Below are 17,994 nucleotides of genomic sequence, written 5' to 3' on the forward strand. Positions count from 1 at the left end.
GCTACTTACCTCCCATGGCAGTCTTGAGCATATCCACTCTCTTAGCCATCATACGTAGGACTCCATCATAGGCCAATCTGGTCTCCATCATCTTGGCCATCTCCACCTCGGGGTCCACGTTATTGCCGTCAAGCCTATAGCTTTCTCCTGAAACCCTCTTCTCCTTGAAGGCCTCAGCAGAGAGATCTTGAAGCTTCCGTCCGCCACCAATATGCCTTTCGTTAGTGACCTCAAGCTGAACCTTATCCGTCCCCTGGAGAGCCTCCTTCAAGGTCTTTTCGAACTCCACTTCCTTTCTTTTGTAACCTGGGGTGTTGACGTTGGCTATATTCTGAGCAACGGCCTTGAACCTCTTCGCCAGAGCACCAGCCGACACCTTGCTCACAAGCCATACTTTGTCGTCAAACATATCACTCCCCCCTCTCCGCAGTATAAACACAAAGAGCCCCTAATCGGCCCTTTTCTCTTCGCCTTTCATTCTCGCGTAATATATTATCTTCGAAGCCAATTCAGGCGCCATCTTTGAAAGAACCTGCATCCTCTGCTCCGAATCCATGATCTCCAAAAGCTGCATAACCTCCGGCAAGGGCAACTTGGACAATATCTTTGCAGCCTTGCTCGCCGGCATCTCAGCAACAGCTTCTCCAACCATATCGGAGATAGATTCTTTTTTGTCTTTCTGTGAGGCTGCCGCTTCTGCCTTCAATCTATCCAGTTGTTTCTTCAGGGCTGCCCTTTCTTTCTCCAGCTCCTGCCTTTTCCGCTCCAAAGCTTGCTCTCTCTCCTCCAGAAGCTTTTGCTGTTCCAATATGAAAGCTTTTTCCTGCTCAAGCTCCTTAAGGCGCCTTTCAAACCCTGTAAGGGGAGGAGATAACTTCTCCACCAAAGGATAAACTTTCTGCCCCACCCAAGGAAATTTCTCCAAAGCAGGCCCAACGCGGTCGATAAAAGGATATATACCTCCACCCACGTAGAGGCCCACTCCCAAACCGATCACAGCCGCAATCATAATTGCCAAAATTTTGAAGACCTTGAGGAATTTAGCCAGTCCCTTCACCATATCAATCTCCCAAAAGATCCCCCACTATCTTGGTCCTCCAAATTCCACAAACATAACCGCCGGTTGTACTGCTGTAAAGGCCCCAAAGGTGCTCGTAACCGTCCCACTCCTCGTGAATCAAAAACCAATCTTCCTCGGACGGAAGAACCCGAAGCATGACCTTTTTGGCTTCATCAAGGGTCCAAGCCAAATACGTCCCTACGAAAAAAAACGCAAAGGACGCCATGAAACTTTGAAGGCTTTTGTTGGGCTCCCAACTTCCACGTTCCTTGACCTCCTGAACCTTCTCCCAAAAGTTAGGATCCTTTGGCGATACTATTTGAATAACAAAGCATTGCAGATCGTCTACCCCATGGAAGCGCCCTTACACCTCCAAACATGCATATTCATCTTTTTGTTGAAAACCAACTCCACATCGAAGTCACCGGCCAATTTAAGAAGTTTAGCGTTTAAGGCCTCAAGGCCCTCCACGGTGGCATTTCTCGGGTTAACTTCAATAAAAGCATCTACGAAATCTCTACTTTTACCCGTTACCTCCACTCTCTCACCACACAAGTCCTTAGCTTCCGCAACAATAAGAGCGATCTCAAGAGCGTCTCGCAGGTTAGCCTGAACTCCACCATCGGAGAACGCCGCTCTCACCGCTTCCACCTTAGCCCTCATCCACTCCTTTGCATCATCGGGACAAAGCTCGTACATTAAGCCATCAGCAAACCATGCCCTGGAAACACAAAATATTGGCCATATAATCGACTCGAAGACCCTCTCCGGCAATGCTTCATCATACTCCACCACTATGGCAGAAAACAAAGGATTTACTTTCTCCGCTAGATAACTGTGGCAAAAATTTCTCAGCTTCACTATTTCAGGCACGGCCCCTTCTCGTGGAACATAAAAATAGTGTATCTTTTCTAGAGGATCAAAGGTAACATCGTAATAGGATTGGTCCCACTTTACTTCTGTTATAGGATACTCAAGCTCCCTTTGAATTTTATTGATGGCTTCCTGCAATGATATACTCTCCCTTCGATTCTTGGGGTTTCATTTTAGGTTCGGCATTTCCCTTATAAAAAAATAGCCCCCCATAAGTTTTTTCCTTGAAGGCCAATAAATATACTTACTGTTGAAAGGGGCCTTATTTGTGCTTATAATTGTCCTTCACGAAAGGCAGGAGATACCTAATGGACATGATGGCCTTGGGCTTTTTGGCAGTGACCATACTTCTGGTAGTGGGCGGGATAGTCCTTGGAGGGGCCCCAGGGGCCTTCATAAATATACCCTCCATGCTCATAACGGTTGGAGGCACCCTAGGAGCCATAGGAATAGCTACGCCTAAAAAGGATTTCTTCAAAATCCCTCAGACGGTCAAGGAAGCCTTTTCCAAGGAAGAGTTCATGGATTTGATCTCCCTTATGGACATACTAGTGGAAATGGCCAGGAAAGCCCGAGCGGAGGGTCTGTTGGCCCTGGAAGAAGAAATAAGCAAAATCGACAACGACTTCATAAGAAAGTCAGCTCAACTGGTCATAGACGGCACTCCCCCTGAGACAGTAAAGGCTATAATGGACGCAGAAATAGATATAACTGAACGAAGGTATGCAGTCTCCAAAAGAGCTTTTGACCTGATGGCAGAGTTGGCACCAGCTTTCGGCATGTTGGGAACCCTCATAGGGCTTATTCAAATGCTCCGCAACTTGGACACCCCGGAAGCTCTGGGGCCAGGCATGGCGGTGGCTCTTATAACCACCTTCTACGGATCCTTCATCGCCAACGTTATCGCCATACCCATATCAAAGAAGATCTCTGCTCGTGCATCTGATGCCATCTTGTCCATGGAAATAATCGTGGAAGGTATACTCTCCATCCAATCAGGAGAAAATCCAAGATTGGTGGAAGAAAAGCTCAAGATATTCCTGCCAAGGGAGGAGCGGGAAAAGCTTGCGGCGAGGAAGGCCTCGGGGAGAGCCTCAAGGGAAGCAGCAAAAGAGGCGGAGGAACCTGCTTCAGCATAAAAACTCAAAACTGGATGAAGGAACTCCAGAAGGGTATGCGGCCTTCCACCGTGGTTGGTCCTATCCTTCCCAAAACTAAAAGACCTGAATCGTCCCTAGATCCTGGAACATTGGGTGTGCTCGCAGAGCTGATCTTTAGTTTCATTACCCCTTCTTTAAGCATGTTGCTTTCCTCATCCATTAACAATCCTCCCCCAGTGATCTCAGCCAAGCGTACTTTCTCAACCTCCGGCATAGCATTGTCAGGTAATATGAAAATTTTAATGCCCTTTGCTAGGGCAAAGTTACCTAAACGAATCAAACTTGCCGTATCTTTAGGCAAGGCAGAACCCTTGATCGCCAGTACTGAAGCGCGAGAAGCCACAAGCTGAAGTTCCTTATCCTCTAACGATAAGGGAGCTTCTATTCTGACCACAGACTCTGGAGGGGCTGTCTTTTCTAGTACCTCCACTTCGGCAAGCTGTCCCTCTATGACCCCCTGAAGAATTACATTTTCAAGTTCCAATTTACCAAAGGGTATGACAACCCTTGCTTCGACCTTCCAAAAACTACCCTCCTTAGAAGGGGCCCTCATGACCAGGTAACCCTTTTTAGCTATCAACTTAAGACTTGAACCTTTGAAAAGCCTGGTATCCGTTGCGTAGACCTTTCCTTCCATGTTAAACAAAAACCAAGCTTCCGGGAAAATTTTTTTCGCTAAAAGTTCTGCCTGGTCTTTAATCGCCGAGATGATATATAAACTACCATCCTCTGTCAGAACTGCCCCTTCAGAGGAGTTAAAAAGTTCCACTGCCCTGGGAGGAGCTTCGAAGGAAAACTCCCTTATGATCTTCCTGTCCACTAGATCAAAAAGATACACTCTCATGGAGGACGTGTCCCCTACGGCCAATATGGGACCGTGCACGGCCAAAGATGCGGGCTTGAAATTTTTCACATCCGGAGGCGACCAAGAATATATATTTTCTCCAGTTGCGGCCCTTATGAAAGAAACCCTTCCCTCAATCCGCTCTGCAACCCCTATAATTCCACCACCAATGGAAACCCCATCGGAAGGAGATGAAAGATCAAGATCTACCTCGTGTATTTCCTCCAGCTTCCCTTTATCTTTATTCCATCTAGTAAGCTTCAAAAGGCCAGTATCAAAGAGCAGCGCAAGCTCTTGAGCCCCCAAAGGTATAGCCTTCAATATCCCCTTGCCTACATCAAATACCTCTTTTTTCTCCCACTTTTCTTTGTCGTCATCCTTTTGATAGATGTACAGCTTGCCCCTGATCTGATCCGTGAAGAACAAGTTCTCACCTGAACATACAGGCCGCCCAGGCATGTAGGGGATAAAACGATCCAAGGGCGAAACCCCCAACTCTTCCCACAGGGCAAAGGAGTTGCCGAGAAGAACTTGATCTACCGGAACCCCCTTTGTGATGGCGTTCTTTACGTAAACTTTCTTCTCCCTCACGTCCTCCAAAAAGGACTTAGCAAAAAAATCCTTGTTTCTTACTTCCAGATAAAAGTTGAGATTTGTGACGGCTTCATCAAACCTGCCCAGGTTGTACATACAAAATGCCTTCAGAAGATAGTACTCCACCAGGTAAGGATCCCATTTAATGGCAACTTCCAGCTTCTCCAAGGCCTCATCGATTTTGTCCTCCAGGGCGTATTGATAAGCAGAAACAAACGCAGCGAAACCGTACATTCGCTGCGCTTCCGGCAACTTCAGCCGTTCCTCCGCATAGCCAGTGGAAAGGTCGAAACAAAGTATTAAAAAAAGCAAACTCACTATTACTCTGAACTTGCTGCTCATATCAGGACTTAATTAAATCATACCTCCTCAACCTTTGCAGGATCTATTATCAAAGCTACGCTACCATCGCCCAGTATGGTTCCCCCGGAAAACCAGTTTATCTTTACCATTCCTGTGTTTCCTAGGCTTTTTATAACTATTTCCTGCTGCCCGATGAAATCATCGACTATGAACCCAACTTTTCTGAAGCCTGTGCGCATGACCACCACCGAAAGGACCGAAGAATCCTCTCTTTTGGGAAGTCCATAAAGGTCCCTGGAATCCACTAGATACAACATAGATCCCCTCAACATGGTGACTTGGCTCCCATTTACCACTTTTATATCATCCTTATTTACAAGGACCGTTTCATCCACGCTCTCCAAAGGTATCGCGTATATTTGCCCATCTATGTTCACCAAGAGAGCAAGGACTATAGCCAAAGTTATGGGAAGCTTTACTTTGATCGTGGTCCCCTTATCCACCTCGGATTCTATGGATAACCGGCCACCTATGGATTCTACTTTGTTTTTCACTGCGTCCAAGCCCACTCCACGACCTGAGATGTCCGTAACCTTATCGGAAGTACTGAAACCGGGGGTGAAAAGAAACTGTATGGCTTCCCTTTCTGTAAGAGAATCCAACTGCTCCTTGGACACGAATCCCTTCTCCAGAGCTTTTTGAAGTATCTTATCCTTGTCGATACCTCTTCCATCATCCTCCACCGAGACAACGACGCTACTACCATCCTGATAGGCCCTTATCCTCAAAAGGCCCGTTTCAGGCTTGCCCTTTGCGAGCCTTTCTTCCGGAGGTTCTATCCCATGATCCAAGCTGTTCCTTATCAGATGCACCATGGGATCGCCTATCTCATCTATCACTGAACGATCCAGTTCCGTGTCCCTTCCCTCCATCTCAAGGTGCACCTTTTTGCCAAGTTCCTGAGAAAGGTCCCTCACCAGGCGAGGGAAACGATCGAATATGAAGCTTATGGGAAGCATTCTGAGTTTAGTGACTAATTCCTGGATCTCCTTGGATATACGTCCCAACTGCAGAATAGGTTCCTCAAACTCCTTCAGGTTGCTGTCTTTCGCAAGCCTCTCTATCCTGGAACGGCCTATGACAAGCTCACCAACTAGGTTCAGGAGTTTATCAAGCCTGTTTACATCAACCCTAACCGTCTGATTGGTCTTCTTTTTTATGGTCTTGACTGTATCGGCTACCTTGCTGTCCCCTTTCTCTTTGGCCACCTCTTGAGGAGATTTGCTTTTAAACTCCACCCCTGGGCCGGACTCCGCCTCTTTTCCCACTGAAGGGGCTCCTTCTATAGAGCAAGATTCAACTTCACTTACCCTCAAAACTGCCTCCTCTATTCTTTCAGGCTCCTCACGGGTTTCCAGATGCACCACAAAAGACCTACCATCAAACTCCCCTTCCACAAGTTTCTCCATATCTGGCTCAGTGGACTCCACTCGGCCAAAGGAGGACAGTTCCTCCAGCACCATGAAAGCTCTGGCTCCCTTGAGCACACAATCTTTTCCAAGGACTACCTTAATCTTTTTGAAATCAGACACCGCTTTGGGCCCTTCTTGGTCTTTTACAACTTGATCTGTCACTTCATCGGAAAGATCTTGACCTTCCCCTGCTAAACTGCAAAGAGCTTTCAACCTGGATTTGATATCCTCTATATCCACCGATGTATCATCCTTGCCAGACCTTATCTCATCAAGCATTACGTTCAGAGTGTCCAAACATTCAAAAAGAAGCTCTATGTCCTCTTTGCGGCGCAATGCAAGCTTTTTTTGCCTTGCCAGGTCCAACACATCCTCCATATCATGAGTTAGCTCGGCCATCCTTGCAAAACCCATGGTTGACGCCATTCCTTTGAGGGTATGAGCTACTCTAAATATCTCGTCAATGACCGATGAATCGCCCTGCTCGAAGGCTAGAAGGCACTCGTTCAGTTTTTGCAAGTTCTCTTCCGTCTCATCGATGAAAGGGCCTATATAATCTTTCATATCCATTACATTTCACTCTCCTTAAGAACGTTTGGAGGCCTATCTCTCTTCTCGTTCTTTTCTCTCTACAGTATAGATCTTCCTGCTTTCACCGCTGGATTTCCTTTCTTTATCCATCTTTTGGATCTCCATCGAAAATTCCGATATAAGCCTTTCTTTCTCCCCTTTATCTCCAAGCCACGGTGCTTCTCTGTCGAATCGACCTTCTTCCGCCAAAATGTATATGTATATAGGATCAACTTCCAATCTATTGGCCAATTCTATGGCGTCCAGCTTCTCATCTGAGGGCAAATCCATCAGGATATCCCTGGCCTCAAAATAAATTCGATCCAGGTCATCTCTACAGGCCTCACATACCTTAGAACCTCTTATATAGGTAAAAGGCCTACCACATATACGGCAATTTTCCAATATGGGGAAACCCACGCCAGACACCACCTTCCACAATACAAGTTTAAGAGAGAAAAAAGAGACAAAAAACTCAAAAACCCTCAAAATATGGAACTCTCCGATAAAAAGACTATATCTGCCCTCCTGTTCATGTTTCTGTGCTCTGGAGTGTCATTGGGCATTATTGGCCTGGTATCTCCATAACCCACGGCCTGAAGGCGTCTGGACGATACCCCCGCAGTTTGAAAGTAGGCCACTATCCGCACTGCTCTCAAGGCAGACAGGGTCCAGTTATCTCGTACCACCCCATCTGCTCTTACAGGGATTTTATCAGCATGACCTTCCACGGAGACATCATTGGGCAGTTCTTTGATTATCCTGGTCAATATATCCAATACCCTTTTCCCCTCCGGCCTTATCTCGTACTCTCCTGATCTGAAAAGCAGCCCTTCTGCTATGGATACCACAACTCCTCTCTGGCTCACGGTAACAGAGACGTTGCTTTTCAATCCTTCTTGTTCTAATATGCTCTGGATTCTCTTTGCAGTCTCCATTATTTCCTGGGTGGTCTTCTTGGACTTCCCTATCTCATCCATAGTTTGACCCGAGAAGGCAGCCTCATCCTCCTCGAAAGTCTTTCCTCCTTTGACAACCCCTATGGCATCCTTGAAGGAAAAAAGCATTTTCTTGAACTTGATCACGTCTATCGTAGAAAAGGAATAAAGAAGTATAAAAAAGGTCAAAATAAGGGTGACCATGTCCCCATAGGTAGTAAGCCAGCTTCCGCCAGAAGATTCTTCCTCTTTTCTTTTCCTAGCCATTTCTTTCTCCCTCTACATTCATTCTACAACACCCACAGTGTTTATCTTGGAGTCTTTGGGAACCTCACTGTAACTTATAACAACCACGTTGGGAAAGGTCCGCTCCAAAAGTTTTCTCACGTAGAAACGCACGTCAGGATGAACTAGTACGACCTGAGGCAAGCCCTGCTCAAGAAGTTTTTTGGTCGCTTCTCCAACAGCCCTATTGAAATCTTGAACAACCTTGAAGTCCATGTTTATATGCCACCCCTCGACCAAATTGCCTTGAACGGACTCCTTTATTCTCTTTTCCCATACTGGAGATAAGGTTACAACAGTAAGTTCTCCAGTCTCCTCATTGGCATTTTGATAGTATATTATCTTACCCAACGACTCCCTCGCTCGCTCGGAGAGGAAGTCAGGACTTTGGGTGACTTTACCGTAATCAGCCAAAGTCTCAAAAATGCCTACCAAATCTCTAATGGGAACCTTCTCCCTTATTAGGTTCTGGAGAACCTTCTGAACGTCTCCAAGGCTCAAATAGCGCATCATCTCCTCCACAACGGCTGGAGAAGTCTCCTTGACCATGTCTATCATGCTCTGAACCGTCTGTCTCGTCAAAAGCTCCGCAGCGTGGGATCGAACCACCTCTGAAAGATGGGTGGCCAAAACCGAAGGAGCATCCACCACCGTGTACCCAAGTTCCTCTGCCTTGGCCCTTAGATCAGGGGTTATCCACAGGGCATCCAGCCCGAAGGCCGGCTCCTTGGTGGGTATACCAACCAACGTTCCAGTGGTATGTCCCGTGTCTATGGCCATGTAATAATCGGGCATGAGTTCTGAACTCTTTTTGGGCACTCCTCTTACCTTTATCACATAGGCTGTAGGCTTAAGCTGTAAATTGTCCTTTATCCTCACCGGTGGAGTCACAACGCCCATCTCCAAGGCCAGTTGTCTCCGCAATGTCTGTATCCTCTCCAAGAGGTCGCCTCCCTTGCTGGGCTCGATCAACGGTATGAGAGCATACCCAACCTCAAGCTCCAAGGGATCCACCGTCAAAAGCTTCATCACGCTACCAAAGTCACCAGGTGCTGCTCCCTCCCCAGGAGATTCTGCCTGCTTAGGGGGTTGCGCCTGAGGAGTTTCCCCGGAAGATTGAGGCTTTTGGGGTGCTTCAACTTTTCTTTCCCTGAATACCCACATTCCCTGAACTCCCAAGAAGGCAGCCAAAAGTATGAAAGGAATCTTTGGAAACCCTGGAATCACCGCCAATGCCAAAAGCAAAACCGAACCTATCCAAAGAGGTCTGCAGTGGTTAATTAAAGATTTGGTTATGTCCTTTCCAAGATGACTTTCTCCGGCCGTCCTGGTCACAAGTATTCCTGTGGCGGTGGAGAGGATCAAAGCAGGTATCTGGGCTACGAGACCGTCTCCCACCGTAAGGAGGCTGTAGCGCTGGGCAGCTTCCCCAATGGTGAGCCCCTGCTGGAATATCCCTATGCATATTCCGCCTATTATGTTTATGGTAGTTATGATCAGACCCGCTATGGCATCTCCTTTAACGAACTTGGAGGCACCGTCCATGGCTCCAAAAAAGTCTGCTTCCCTCTGCACCATCCTACGCCTCTCTCGTGCAGTCGCCTCATCTATCAGCCCATTGCCCAAATCGGCATCTATGGCCATCTGCTTCCCAGGCATACCATCAAGCTGGAAGCGGGCCTGCACCTCCGCAACTCGTTCAGCTCCCTTGGTTATAACCAAAAACTGGATCAACACCAAAATGAGGAAGACAATACCACCCACTAGGTAGTTGCCACCCACCACGAAGTTACCAAAGGCACCTATCAACTTACCTGCGTACCCGTGAAGCAGAATCAACCTGGTAGTGGAAACGTTCAAAGCCAACCTGAACAGGGTTGCGACCAACAAGATGGACGGAAAGGCGGCTATTTCCAGAGCGTGTTGAACATAAAAGGTCACCAACAACACTATCACTGCAAAGGTTATATTAAGCGCCAAAAGAAGATCCAAAAGAGGAGTGGGAAGGGGGATAACCATCATGACGACAATGAGAACCACCATAAAGGTGATTCCCATGTCTGAGTATTTCAACATTCCCTCTATTGGATTGGCCTTAGCCCTCTGCAACCCCATTTCCCCCTAAATAAAAAATATAAAAGGTTCTAACGGTCATCATCTATGGGGACTACCTTTACCTTACCGTCCTCGTATAAGAACTCTACCTCTTTGAGTTCCTCTCTAACCTGATACCGTTCCCGCCTTATAACGATCGTAACTCCTGGATAGCACACTTCCCTCACCTTGACACGTCCTTTGTGCTTCGCTTTCTTGATGAGCTCTTCCACCTTTAAAAGAAGAGACTCCACTTCTTTGTGTTTCAGCTCAAAACTTTCCAGCAGCTTTACAAAATTAAGCGCCAAAAGCTTTTTCTTCTCATCAAGCTTGCCCTCCTCCGCGAGCCTGGTGAGGTACTTTATGTTTTTTTTAACCGTCGCAATCTTGGACTCCAAATCCTCCTTTTTGGCCATAAGAACATTATGCTGATTCATAAGACGAGGTGACAACCCCAAGTGCACTAACGTCTTGGTCCCAACTTTACTACCCAAGGCGCGACACTCCACATCTCCACCAGAGTAGAGCTTACCTCCGGCTATTACTCCCTTTCCACCTTCCACGAGGTGGACCGACCCCTCCACCTCTATATCGCAGTGCATCAGTGCCCTTTTGAAGTAAAGTTCCCCTGCGGAGGTTATCTTACACTGGTCCGCATATTCCAAGTAAAGATTGCCTCCACAGTCAATTCTTCCCCTCTCCATTCCTCTAACGGCGGAGTGAAGCCTCATATCCTTTCCCGACCTCAATTCGGCCCCTTCGACCACGCCATTGATCTCCAAGGTCTCTCCGGCCACAACCGAAAAATCTTCCTTGACCCCCCCTGTTACATGTATGCTTCCAAAACACTCAATATTGCCTGTTCCATAGTCCACATCTCCTCTAACGACCAAAAGGGGCTCCACTCTAAACCTGTTTCCCTCTTTGACTATGAAGCCGTTAGCCGTTGCAGTTATCTCCAATCCGTCCTGGGAAAGCTCCGTGTTGGGCCCCGCCTTCATATTGATATCCTTGGGTTTTTTAACCTTTATGGGCTCTCCAAAAACGTCTTTCCCATCCTTACCTTCTTTGGGAGGAATCTTTCTGGCTATGAGAGTACCTTTCTTTACGTTGGGGATAAACCCCAAAGCTTTGAAATCTACGACCACAGCGTTCTCAAGCTCTTGAAGTCCTTTTTCCGCTATCTTCACCAGGACATCTATCCTCGCATCCTGGCTCTCTTCAGGAGGAATGCCCTCAGCTATCACAATCCACTGTTCTAAAAGATTGTCATCGTTTCCAGATGCCAGAAGCTCCACGACTTCTTCTTTTATGCCGAAAACAACTCCCGCCTCTTCAAGAGAACGGATTATTTCTTTCTTTGCTTCCTCTGCATTTAGATTCCTTATGGCCGGTTCCAGATAAACTTCCGCTTTTAACTTGTCCTCGGATATGCGTACCTTTACCCTCTTCCCTTTTACTCCCACAGACTGCCACTCTTCGTTCGAGTTGTTCAAAAGATCCCTAATGCTATCAAGAGATATCGCCACTCCCCTATCTTTGATGGCTTCCAAGATCACAACGGGGGAGATGCTTTTGTCCGAAACCTTCAAAAACAGCTCTCCATTTTCCTCCCTAAGCTCAAAGGGTTTAGCACCTGGGGGCATGGCCTCCTTCACTCCCTTTTTATTATTCCCTTTCAGCCCTTTCTTTAAGGGCCAAAACGGTCTTGACGTAATGCCTGACAATGGGATAGGGCGGAATCCCACCCCATTTATCAACCCTTGATGGACCAGAGTGATATGCTGCCAAGGCTAGTTTCTCATCTCCCCTGTACTTTTCAAGGAGCATTTTCAAGTACCTTATACCTCCATCCAGGTTCTCTTCGGGGTTGAAGGGATCCTTTACTCCCAGCATCTCGGCCGTTGAGGGCATAAGCTGCATCAGTCCCATAGCTCCAGCCTTGGACACTGCCCTTGGGTTGCCTCCTGACTCCATCTTTATAACCGCTCTCACCAAAGCCCCATCCACTCCGTATTTACGACATTTTTCCTCTATGATCCCATCTAGGTATGAAGGGGAAGGGTTACTTTTCGAGGATCTAGATGAATTAACATTAGAAGGAAAGGGAAAATCCTTATCCTGTGTCTTTTCAGCACCGCTCATCTTTTTGTCCAAGACCTCAACAAAGGTGCCTCTGGAAGTCTCATTTGTGGTCCTTCCAAATAGGTTTTGGATTTCAGTTATACGGTTTTTAACTCTGTTTACCCCTGAAAGGTCAGGATGCGGCAGGCCCTTCAATAAAGCTCACCACCCAAACTATGTAGCTCTCACGAACATGAGAGTAGCCCTTTCATCTATCTCCTTCTGTTCGGCCTTCAAACTGGCTTCCTTCAAGGCCTTTTTCCTTTTTTCAACCAAAACCTCCGCCATCCTCAAATCTGTGTTCTTTTTCATCAGCTCTTCCTTTAGGTTTTCGAGTTCTGCTTCCAATGCTTTTCTGCGTTTTTCTATCTCTTCAAGCTCCTGCTCCATTCTAGATATTTCCACCCTTATTCCCCATATCTCGTCAGGGTAAAAGGTACCATTTTGACACTTGTCAACGAAACTTTTTTCCATATGCTCTTTTTGTGATGATAGCTCCTCCATTTGAGAGATCACGTAACTGTAGCGATCTTGAACCTCCACAAACTTAACATAGGCTAGTTCCTTAACCTTCTCCTTAAGGTTTTTGACCTTTTCAGCTTTTTTGAGTTTTTTCATCAACTTTCATCATCTCCCCATGCAGGCAGTGCGTACAATAACTTGAGAGTTTCTTCAAAGGTGGAGCGCTCATCTATCCCCTGCCTCAAAAACTTGTCGAACTTGTCCTTGTTCTCTACCGCAAAATCCAATCGGGGATTGCTTCCCTTCTTGTAAGCTCCTAAGTTGATCAATTCCTCCGCTTCTTGATATAGGGAGAGATTTTCTCTAAGGGATCTAGCCGCCTCCTGCTGCTCGGTGGAAGTGATATCCTTCATAAGTCGGCTTATGCTGTGCAGAACGTCAATGGCAGGATAGTGATTTTTCACTGCCAGGTCCCTTGAAAGAACGATGTGCCCGTCTAGTATCCCTCTTACAGCATCCGCAATGGGCTCATTAAAGTCGTCTCCTTCCACCAAGACCGTGTATATTCCTGTTATGCTACCCGAAGCGCTGCACCCTGCCCTCTCCAATAGGCGAGGCAAAAAGGTAAAGACCGAGGGAGTATAACCTCTGGTTACAGGGGGCTCTCCCACAGCCAATCCCACATCCCTCTGAGCCATGGCCACCCTGGTGATCGAATCCATCATGAGCAGTACGCTCTTGCCCCTGTCTCTGAAGTACTCGGCTATCGCCGTACCTGTCAATGCTGCTTTGAGTCTGACCAAAGGAGGTTGGTCCGACGTGGCAACTACCACAACCGAACGTCTCATGCCTTCCTCCTTCAGGTCCCGGTTCAAGAATTCCTGGACCTCCCTACCCCTCTCGCCGACCAAGACGATCACGTTTACATCGGCTTCCGTGTAGCGGGCCATCATTCCCAATATAGTGCTCTTACCAACCCCCGAACCAGAAAAGATGCCTATCCTCTGACCTCTGCCCATGGTCAAAAGACCATCTATGGCCCGTATCCCAACGGAGAGGACATCTTTTACGGGTTTCCTCTTCAGTGGATGGGGGGGATCATTTTGCAATGGATAGTACTCAGTGCAGTTTATTGGACCCTTATCGTCAAGGGGTTCCCCCAATCCATTCAACACCCTCCCCAACAACCCTCCCCCCACAGGAACACCCATCGGCCTTCCCGTGGCTGATACGCTGCACCCAGGGCCTATCTTGCCCAGATCCCCCAAAGGCATTAGAAGGATCCTTTCCTCCCTGAACCCCACCACCTCACATTTAAGAGGCTGTTGGTTGGGTTTTCTGAAGCGAATCTCGCAAACATCTCCCAGCTGAACGTCTGGACCTATGGACTCCACAATAATGCCCGTAACGTTTGTAACCTTACCGTTTACAGAAACAAGCTCAACGTCCTTTAGCCTTTCATTCAGAGAGCTGAAAAGCACAAAGGGCCTAGGGCACATGAAGGGATTCCCCCATCAGGCTTTGTATTTCCCTTTCTATAGCTTCAAGCTGGGTTTTCCACCTAGCATCATAAACGCCAAGGTTAGTCTCCACCATACAACTTCCCTTTTCTATGGTTGCATCCCCAATCAGCTCGAATTCCTCTATCACTCTTTTGATTTCGGCCATTTCCTCGCTCTTTTTTAGGAAGAGATCCTTATCCTGGGGATTGACAAACAGTCTAACTCGGCGCCTGTCGCTTACTTTAGCCATTATCTCCTTGAATACCCTGAGGACAAGCTGCTCATCTAGGTCTATTTCCTTTCTGAGAAGCCTCTGCAAAAGAGCCTTCCAGATCTCCACCATGATGGGAGAACACCTTTCTATTTCCTCATCAAGGTTTTTCTGCAGAGTTTCTACTGCTTTTACCAGCTGTTTTTCCACGTTCTGGAACCTTTGCTTGTACTCCTCCTTAACTCTTTTTTCCACTTCCTCGTAGGCCTTCTTCAATCCATCTTTGTATCCTTCCTCAAAGCCTTTCTTCTTTTCTTCTTCCTTTGCCTCCATTGCTTCTTTCTCCAACTTTTCCTTTGCCTCTCTAAGCTCCGCCTCCGTCTTTTTCTGCTCCTCCACAAATTTGGCTCTCAGGCTTTCCAGCTCCTCCTTGAGCTTCCTCTCCCTATCCAAAAGCTCCGCTACTCTTTTTTGAAGCTCCTGCTTTTCTGCAGCAACTAAAAGATATGGATCTATCTGCCTTCCCCCCTCAAGACGAAAGGGCTCTGACGCAGGAATGGTAACCGCTCTTTCGTCCAGGGGAAGGTTTTTTATGACTTTTCCCTTGGGTTCACTATGTGACAATGTCCTCACCACTTCCTGCTATCACGATCTCTCCAGCCTCTTCAAGCTTTCTGATTATGTTGACAATCTTCTGCTGGGCCTCCTCAACATCCCGCAAGCGCACAGGCCCCATGTATTCCATTTCCTCTTTGAGCATCTCCACTGCTCTGCTGGACATGTTCCTGTAGAACTTCTCTCTCAGATCGTCGCTCACGCCCTTCAAAGCCATGGCCAGATCCTTGGTATCCACGTCCCGCACCACCTTCTGCAGTGATTTATCATCTATCTTCACGATGTCCTCGAAGGTGAACAGCTTCTTGCGGATCTCCTCGGCCATTTCAGGGTCCTTTTCATCCAATATCTCAAGTATCTGCTTTTCCGTCTTCCTTCCAGCCTTATTTATTATGGCCACTATGGAGTCTATACCCCCTGCCCTGGAGAAATCGGCTCCCACAACGGCGCTGAACTTACGCTCCATGACCTTCTCTGCCTCTTTTAGTACCTCCGGAGAAACGCTGTCCATCTTTGCTATGCGGAAGGCAACGTCCGCCTGAAGCTCACCGGGGAGCCCAGAAATTATGGCTGCGGCCTTGTCTGGGGGCAAATAGGCCAATATGAGGGCTATAGTCTGGGGGTGTTCTCCCTGCAAGAAGGAGAAAAGCTGCACTGGATCTGAGGTCCTCAAGAAATCGAAGGGCTTGCTCTGCAAACTAGAGGTAAGCCTCTTCAACAAGTCCTCTGCCTTCTCCTTTCCCAAAGCCTGCTCCAGAAGTTCCCTAGCGTAGGAGACGCCACCCTTCCCCAAAAACTCCTTGGCCATAATCAGCTCCTGGACTTCCTTCAAAACCGCTCGCCGCTCCTCTGAAGTTATCTTTCTAACCGAAGCTATCTCAAGGGTCAGAAACTCTATGGAAGCCTCGTCCAGATGTCTATATATTTGGGCTGCCCTTTCAGGCCCCAAAAGGATGAGCAATATTGCCGCCTTTTTCCTACCTCTTAATTCCATCAAGACTCCTCCAGCCACTTTTTAATGATGGAAGCAACCTCCTCAGGATAGGACTCGGAGTACAAAGATATCTGCTCCTCCAAGATCTCAAGCTCTGTTTTAGGATGATGAAGAAGTTCCACTTCCTCTGCTTTGGCTGCCTCTTGAACGGCTTCTTCTTCCTTAGTCCTACGCCTTTTGAGCAACATGAAAAGGCCCAAACCCACGGCTCCCAATCCGACAATTCCGCCGATTAGAACCACTGGATTCGCAAGGGAAAAACCTTCTTTCCGCTCAAGGTCGCCCACCTGAGCGTAAAATTGGTCAGGGGAGGCAAAGGGAATAAAGGTCACCGTCAGTTGATCTCCCCGATTCTCATCTACCCCCAGGGCCGAAGCAATGGAGCGGTAAAGCTCCTCCTTGGGACTTTCCTGCTCTGATCCGTTTATTACGACCGAAGCAGTAATTCTTTTCACTGTTCCTGGAGGACGTTCCTCGTTCTGCTGCAGCGTAGAGATCTCGTAGTTGGTCACCTGGTCGGTCTTACTGTACTCACCTGAACCCGCCCCAGAGGTCCTGACGGAATAGCCAGGAATGTTGGAGGAGGTTCCCACTCCTTGGGATTGGGCAGCCGTACCGCTGTAGTTTTCCTCCGTCACTTGAGTACTTCTTACTACACCTTTACCGTTCCCCTGAGGCAAAAACTGCTTGGAGGACCTGCTAACCCGACTGAAGTCCAGCTCCACTCTGACTCGAACCACAGCGTTACCTGGCCCGTATATGGCGGAAAGCATGTTTTGGACCTTGCGCTCCAGGTCATGCTCCTGCCTTCTTTCAAGCTCCCGCTGCAGGGAAGTGACGCTGCTTCCAGTGCTCAAAAAGAACTCTCCTCCCTCTGCAAAGCCCGAAAGCAACCTGCCCGATGTGTCCACCACCGACACATTCTCGGGAGAAAGTCCCTCCACGCTGGAAGCCACCAACTTCATTATGGCCCTGACCTGGTCCTGGCTTATCTCCCTACCGGGACGCAAACCAATCAAAACGGAGGCCGTGGCCTCCTCTTGCTCCTTCAGGAACAGCCTCTGCTTTGGCAAGACCAGGTTGACCTTGGCGAAACGAACCACCTCTATCTCGCTGATGGTACGAGACAGTTCTCCCTCCAGAGCCCTCACGTAAGCCACTTGCTGCTGAAAATCGGTCATGCCCATCTTTGAGTTGTCAAACAGCTCAAAACCAACCGTGCCCCTATTGGGCAATCCTAAGGAAGCCATCTCCAAGCGAAGCTCATAAACCCTGTCTTCTGGAACCAAAACAGCAGAAGCAGAAGGATCAATCCTGAAGGGAACGTTTTTCTCCTTGAGGACACTGACTATAGCAGCCGTATCCTCCATCTGAAGATCAGAAAAAAGAGGTGCGTACCTTGCCCGTCCCGAAAAAATCACTAACCCCACCAAAACAAGCAGGGTGCCCGCGACCGTAGCAGCCACGACCACCTTCTGTCTCTTGCTCCAGGAGCTCCAAAGGGCATTAAACTTGGAAAAAAGAGCTTTTATAGACTCCATACCCCTACCTGCCAGTCAAATAAGACTTTAAATCACACGGACATTCTTATTAATTGGGCGTACCCATCAAGAAGCTTATCCCTTATCATCACCGCAAACCTAAGGGCCACATCCGCCTCAGAGACAGCGGCAGCCACCTCGGAGATATCGTTTACATCCCCTGTGGCCATGGCCATCATCGCTTTTTCCGCCTTACCTTGAAGCTCACTTACTTTCTGAAACCCCTTGCTCAATACTTGATCGAAGGATTGGGCCTTTTTCTCTTCGGGCTTATTTGCCACTGAGACAAGAGGCTTTCCATTTATGCCGTACGCTGCCGATAAGGCTCTCAAGTCCACAATGGAACTCAAGG

18 protein-coding genes are annotated in these 17,994 nt (G+C 47.9%); 1 reads left to right on the forward strand and 17 read right to left on the reverse strand.

The window, feature by feature from the left end; all coding sequences use genetic code 11:
- Position 1: 1 nt before the first annotated feature.
- The 4 genes from flgB to V7Z69_RS02690 all read right to left on the reverse strand — a co-directional run bounded on the left by flgB (position 2) and on the right by V7Z69_RS02690 (position 2,071).
- A complete protein-coding gene (gene flgB, locus V7Z69_RS02675) occupies positions 2 to 409 on the reverse strand; it encodes a flagellar basal body rod protein FlgB (RefSeq protein ID WP_014162260.1) in 408 nt (135 codons plus the stop codon).
- A 39-nt stretch (positions 410 to 448) separates the two neighbouring features.
- Positions 449 to 1,060: a MotE family protein gene (locus tag V7Z69_RS02680; protein ID WP_334138392.1), complete on the reverse strand. Its 612-nt coding sequence runs from the start codon at positions 1,058 to 1,060 to the stop codon at positions 449 to 451.
- A gap of 1 nt (position 1,061) precedes the next feature.
- Positions 1,062 to 1,286 (reverse strand): hypothetical protein, encoded by a 225-nt coding sequence (locus V7Z69_RS02685; protein WP_041445684.1) that lies wholly within the window; start codon positions 1,284 to 1,286, stop codon positions 1,062 to 1,064.
- A 119-nt stretch (positions 1,287 to 1,405) separates the two neighbouring features.
- Positions 1,406 to 2,071, reverse strand: a complete 666-nt coding sequence (locus tag V7Z69_RS02690) for a hypothetical protein (protein ID WP_334138394.1) — start codon at positions 2,069 to 2,071, stop codon at positions 1,406 to 1,408.
- Positions 2,072 to 2,241: 170 nt separating this feature from the next.
- Here V7Z69_RS02690 and V7Z69_RS02695 point away from each other — a divergent pair, with 170 nt between their 5' ends.
- A complete protein-coding gene (locus V7Z69_RS02695; RefSeq protein ID WP_334138396.1) occupies positions 2,242 to 3,072 on the forward strand; it encodes a motility protein A in 831 nt (276 codons plus the stop codon).
- A 4-nt stretch (positions 3,073 to 3,076) separates the two neighbouring features.
- Here V7Z69_RS02695 and V7Z69_RS02700 read toward each other — a convergent pair whose 3' ends face one another.
- From V7Z69_RS02700 to fliE, 13 genes are all read right to left on the reverse strand, one after another.
- A complete protein-coding gene (locus V7Z69_RS02700; RefSeq protein WP_334138397.1) occupies positions 3,077 to 4,873 on the reverse strand; it encodes a tetratricopeptide repeat protein in 1,797 nt (598 codons plus the stop codon).
- 17 nt (positions 4,874 to 4,890) lie between these two features.
- The gene (locus tag V7Z69_RS02705; RefSeq protein ID WP_334138398.1) at positions 4,891 to 6,876 is read right to left on the reverse strand and encodes a chemotaxis protein CheA; all 1,986 of its coding nucleotides are present in this window, start codon (positions 6,874 to 6,876) and stop codon (positions 4,891 to 4,893) included.
- Positions 6,877 to 6,909: 33 nt separating this feature from the next.
- A complete protein-coding gene (locus V7Z69_RS02710) occupies positions 6,910 to 7,296 on the reverse strand; it encodes a hypothetical protein (protein WP_334138399.1) in 387 nt (128 codons plus the stop codon).
- A gap of 65 nt (positions 7,297 to 7,361) precedes the next feature.
- Complete coding sequence (locus V7Z69_RS02715) at positions 7,362 to 8,081, reverse strand: OmpA/MotB family protein (protein WP_014162253.1); 720 nt, start codon at positions 8,079 to 8,081, stop codon at positions 7,362 to 7,364.
- 18 nt (positions 8,082 to 8,099) lie between these two features.
- The gene (flhA, locus tag V7Z69_RS02720) at positions 8,100 to 10,214 is read right to left on the reverse strand and encodes a flagellar biosynthesis protein FlhA (RefSeq protein ID WP_334138401.1); all 2,115 of its coding nucleotides are present in this window, start codon (positions 10,212 to 10,214) and stop codon (positions 8,100 to 8,102) included.
- Between the two features lie 29 nt (positions 10,215 to 10,243).
- Positions 10,244 to 11,839 carry a DUF342 domain-containing protein gene (locus V7Z69_RS02725; RefSeq protein WP_014162251.1) on the reverse strand — a complete coding sequence of 532 codons (1,596 nt, stop codon included), beginning with the start codon at positions 11,837 to 11,839 and terminating at the stop codon, positions 10,244 to 10,246.
- Between the two features lie 22 nt (positions 11,840 to 11,861).
- Positions 11,862 to 12,473 carry a lytic transglycosylase domain-containing protein gene (locus tag V7Z69_RS02730; protein WP_334138403.1) on the reverse strand — a complete coding sequence of 204 codons (612 nt, stop codon included), beginning with the start codon at positions 12,471 to 12,473 and terminating at the stop codon, positions 11,862 to 11,864.
- Between the two features lie 18 nt (positions 12,474 to 12,491).
- The gene (gene fliJ / locus V7Z69_RS02735) at positions 12,492 to 12,935 is read right to left on the reverse strand and encodes a flagellar export protein FliJ (RefSeq protein WP_334138404.1); all 444 of its coding nucleotides are present in this window, start codon (positions 12,933 to 12,935) and stop codon (positions 12,492 to 12,494) included.
- Positions 12,935 to 14,278, reverse strand: a complete 1,344-nt coding sequence (gene fliI, locus V7Z69_RS02740; protein ID WP_014162248.1) for a flagellar protein export ATPase FliI — start codon at positions 14,276 to 14,278, stop codon at positions 12,935 to 12,937. Before fliI ends, fliJ begins: the two co-directional genes overlap by 1 nt.
- Positions 14,268 to 15,116 (reverse strand): FliH/SctL family protein, encoded by an 849-nt coding sequence (locus V7Z69_RS02745; protein ID WP_334138406.1) that lies wholly within the window; start codon positions 15,114 to 15,116, stop codon positions 14,268 to 14,270. The genes fliI and V7Z69_RS02745 overlap by 11 nt, the downstream gene beginning before the upstream one ends.
- Positions 15,106 to 16,101, reverse strand: a complete 996-nt coding sequence (fliG, locus tag V7Z69_RS02750; protein WP_334138407.1) for a flagellar motor switch protein FliG — start codon at positions 16,099 to 16,101, stop codon at positions 15,106 to 15,108. The genes V7Z69_RS02745 and fliG overlap by 11 nt, the downstream gene beginning before the upstream one ends.
- Entirely contained in the window at positions 16,101 to 17,642 is a 1,542-nt protein-coding gene (gene fliF / locus V7Z69_RS02755) for a flagellar basal-body MS-ring/collar protein FliF (RefSeq protein WP_334138409.1), read from the reverse strand. Before fliF ends, fliG begins: the two co-directional genes overlap by 1 nt.
- Before the next feature lie 32 nt (positions 17,643 to 17,674).
- Positions 17,675 to 17,992 carry a flagellar hook-basal body complex protein FliE gene (gene fliE / locus V7Z69_RS02760; protein ID WP_014162244.1) on the reverse strand — a complete coding sequence of 106 codons (318 nt, stop codon included), beginning with the start codon at positions 17,990 to 17,992 and terminating at the stop codon, positions 17,675 to 17,677.
- Between the last annotated feature and the right edge of the window lie 2 nt (positions 17,993 to 17,994).

Source organism: Thermovirga lienii, assembly GCF_036847465.1.
GTDB classification, from domain to species: domain Bacteria; phylum Synergistota; class Synergistia; order Synergistales; family Thermovirgaceae; genus Thermovirga; species Thermovirga lienii.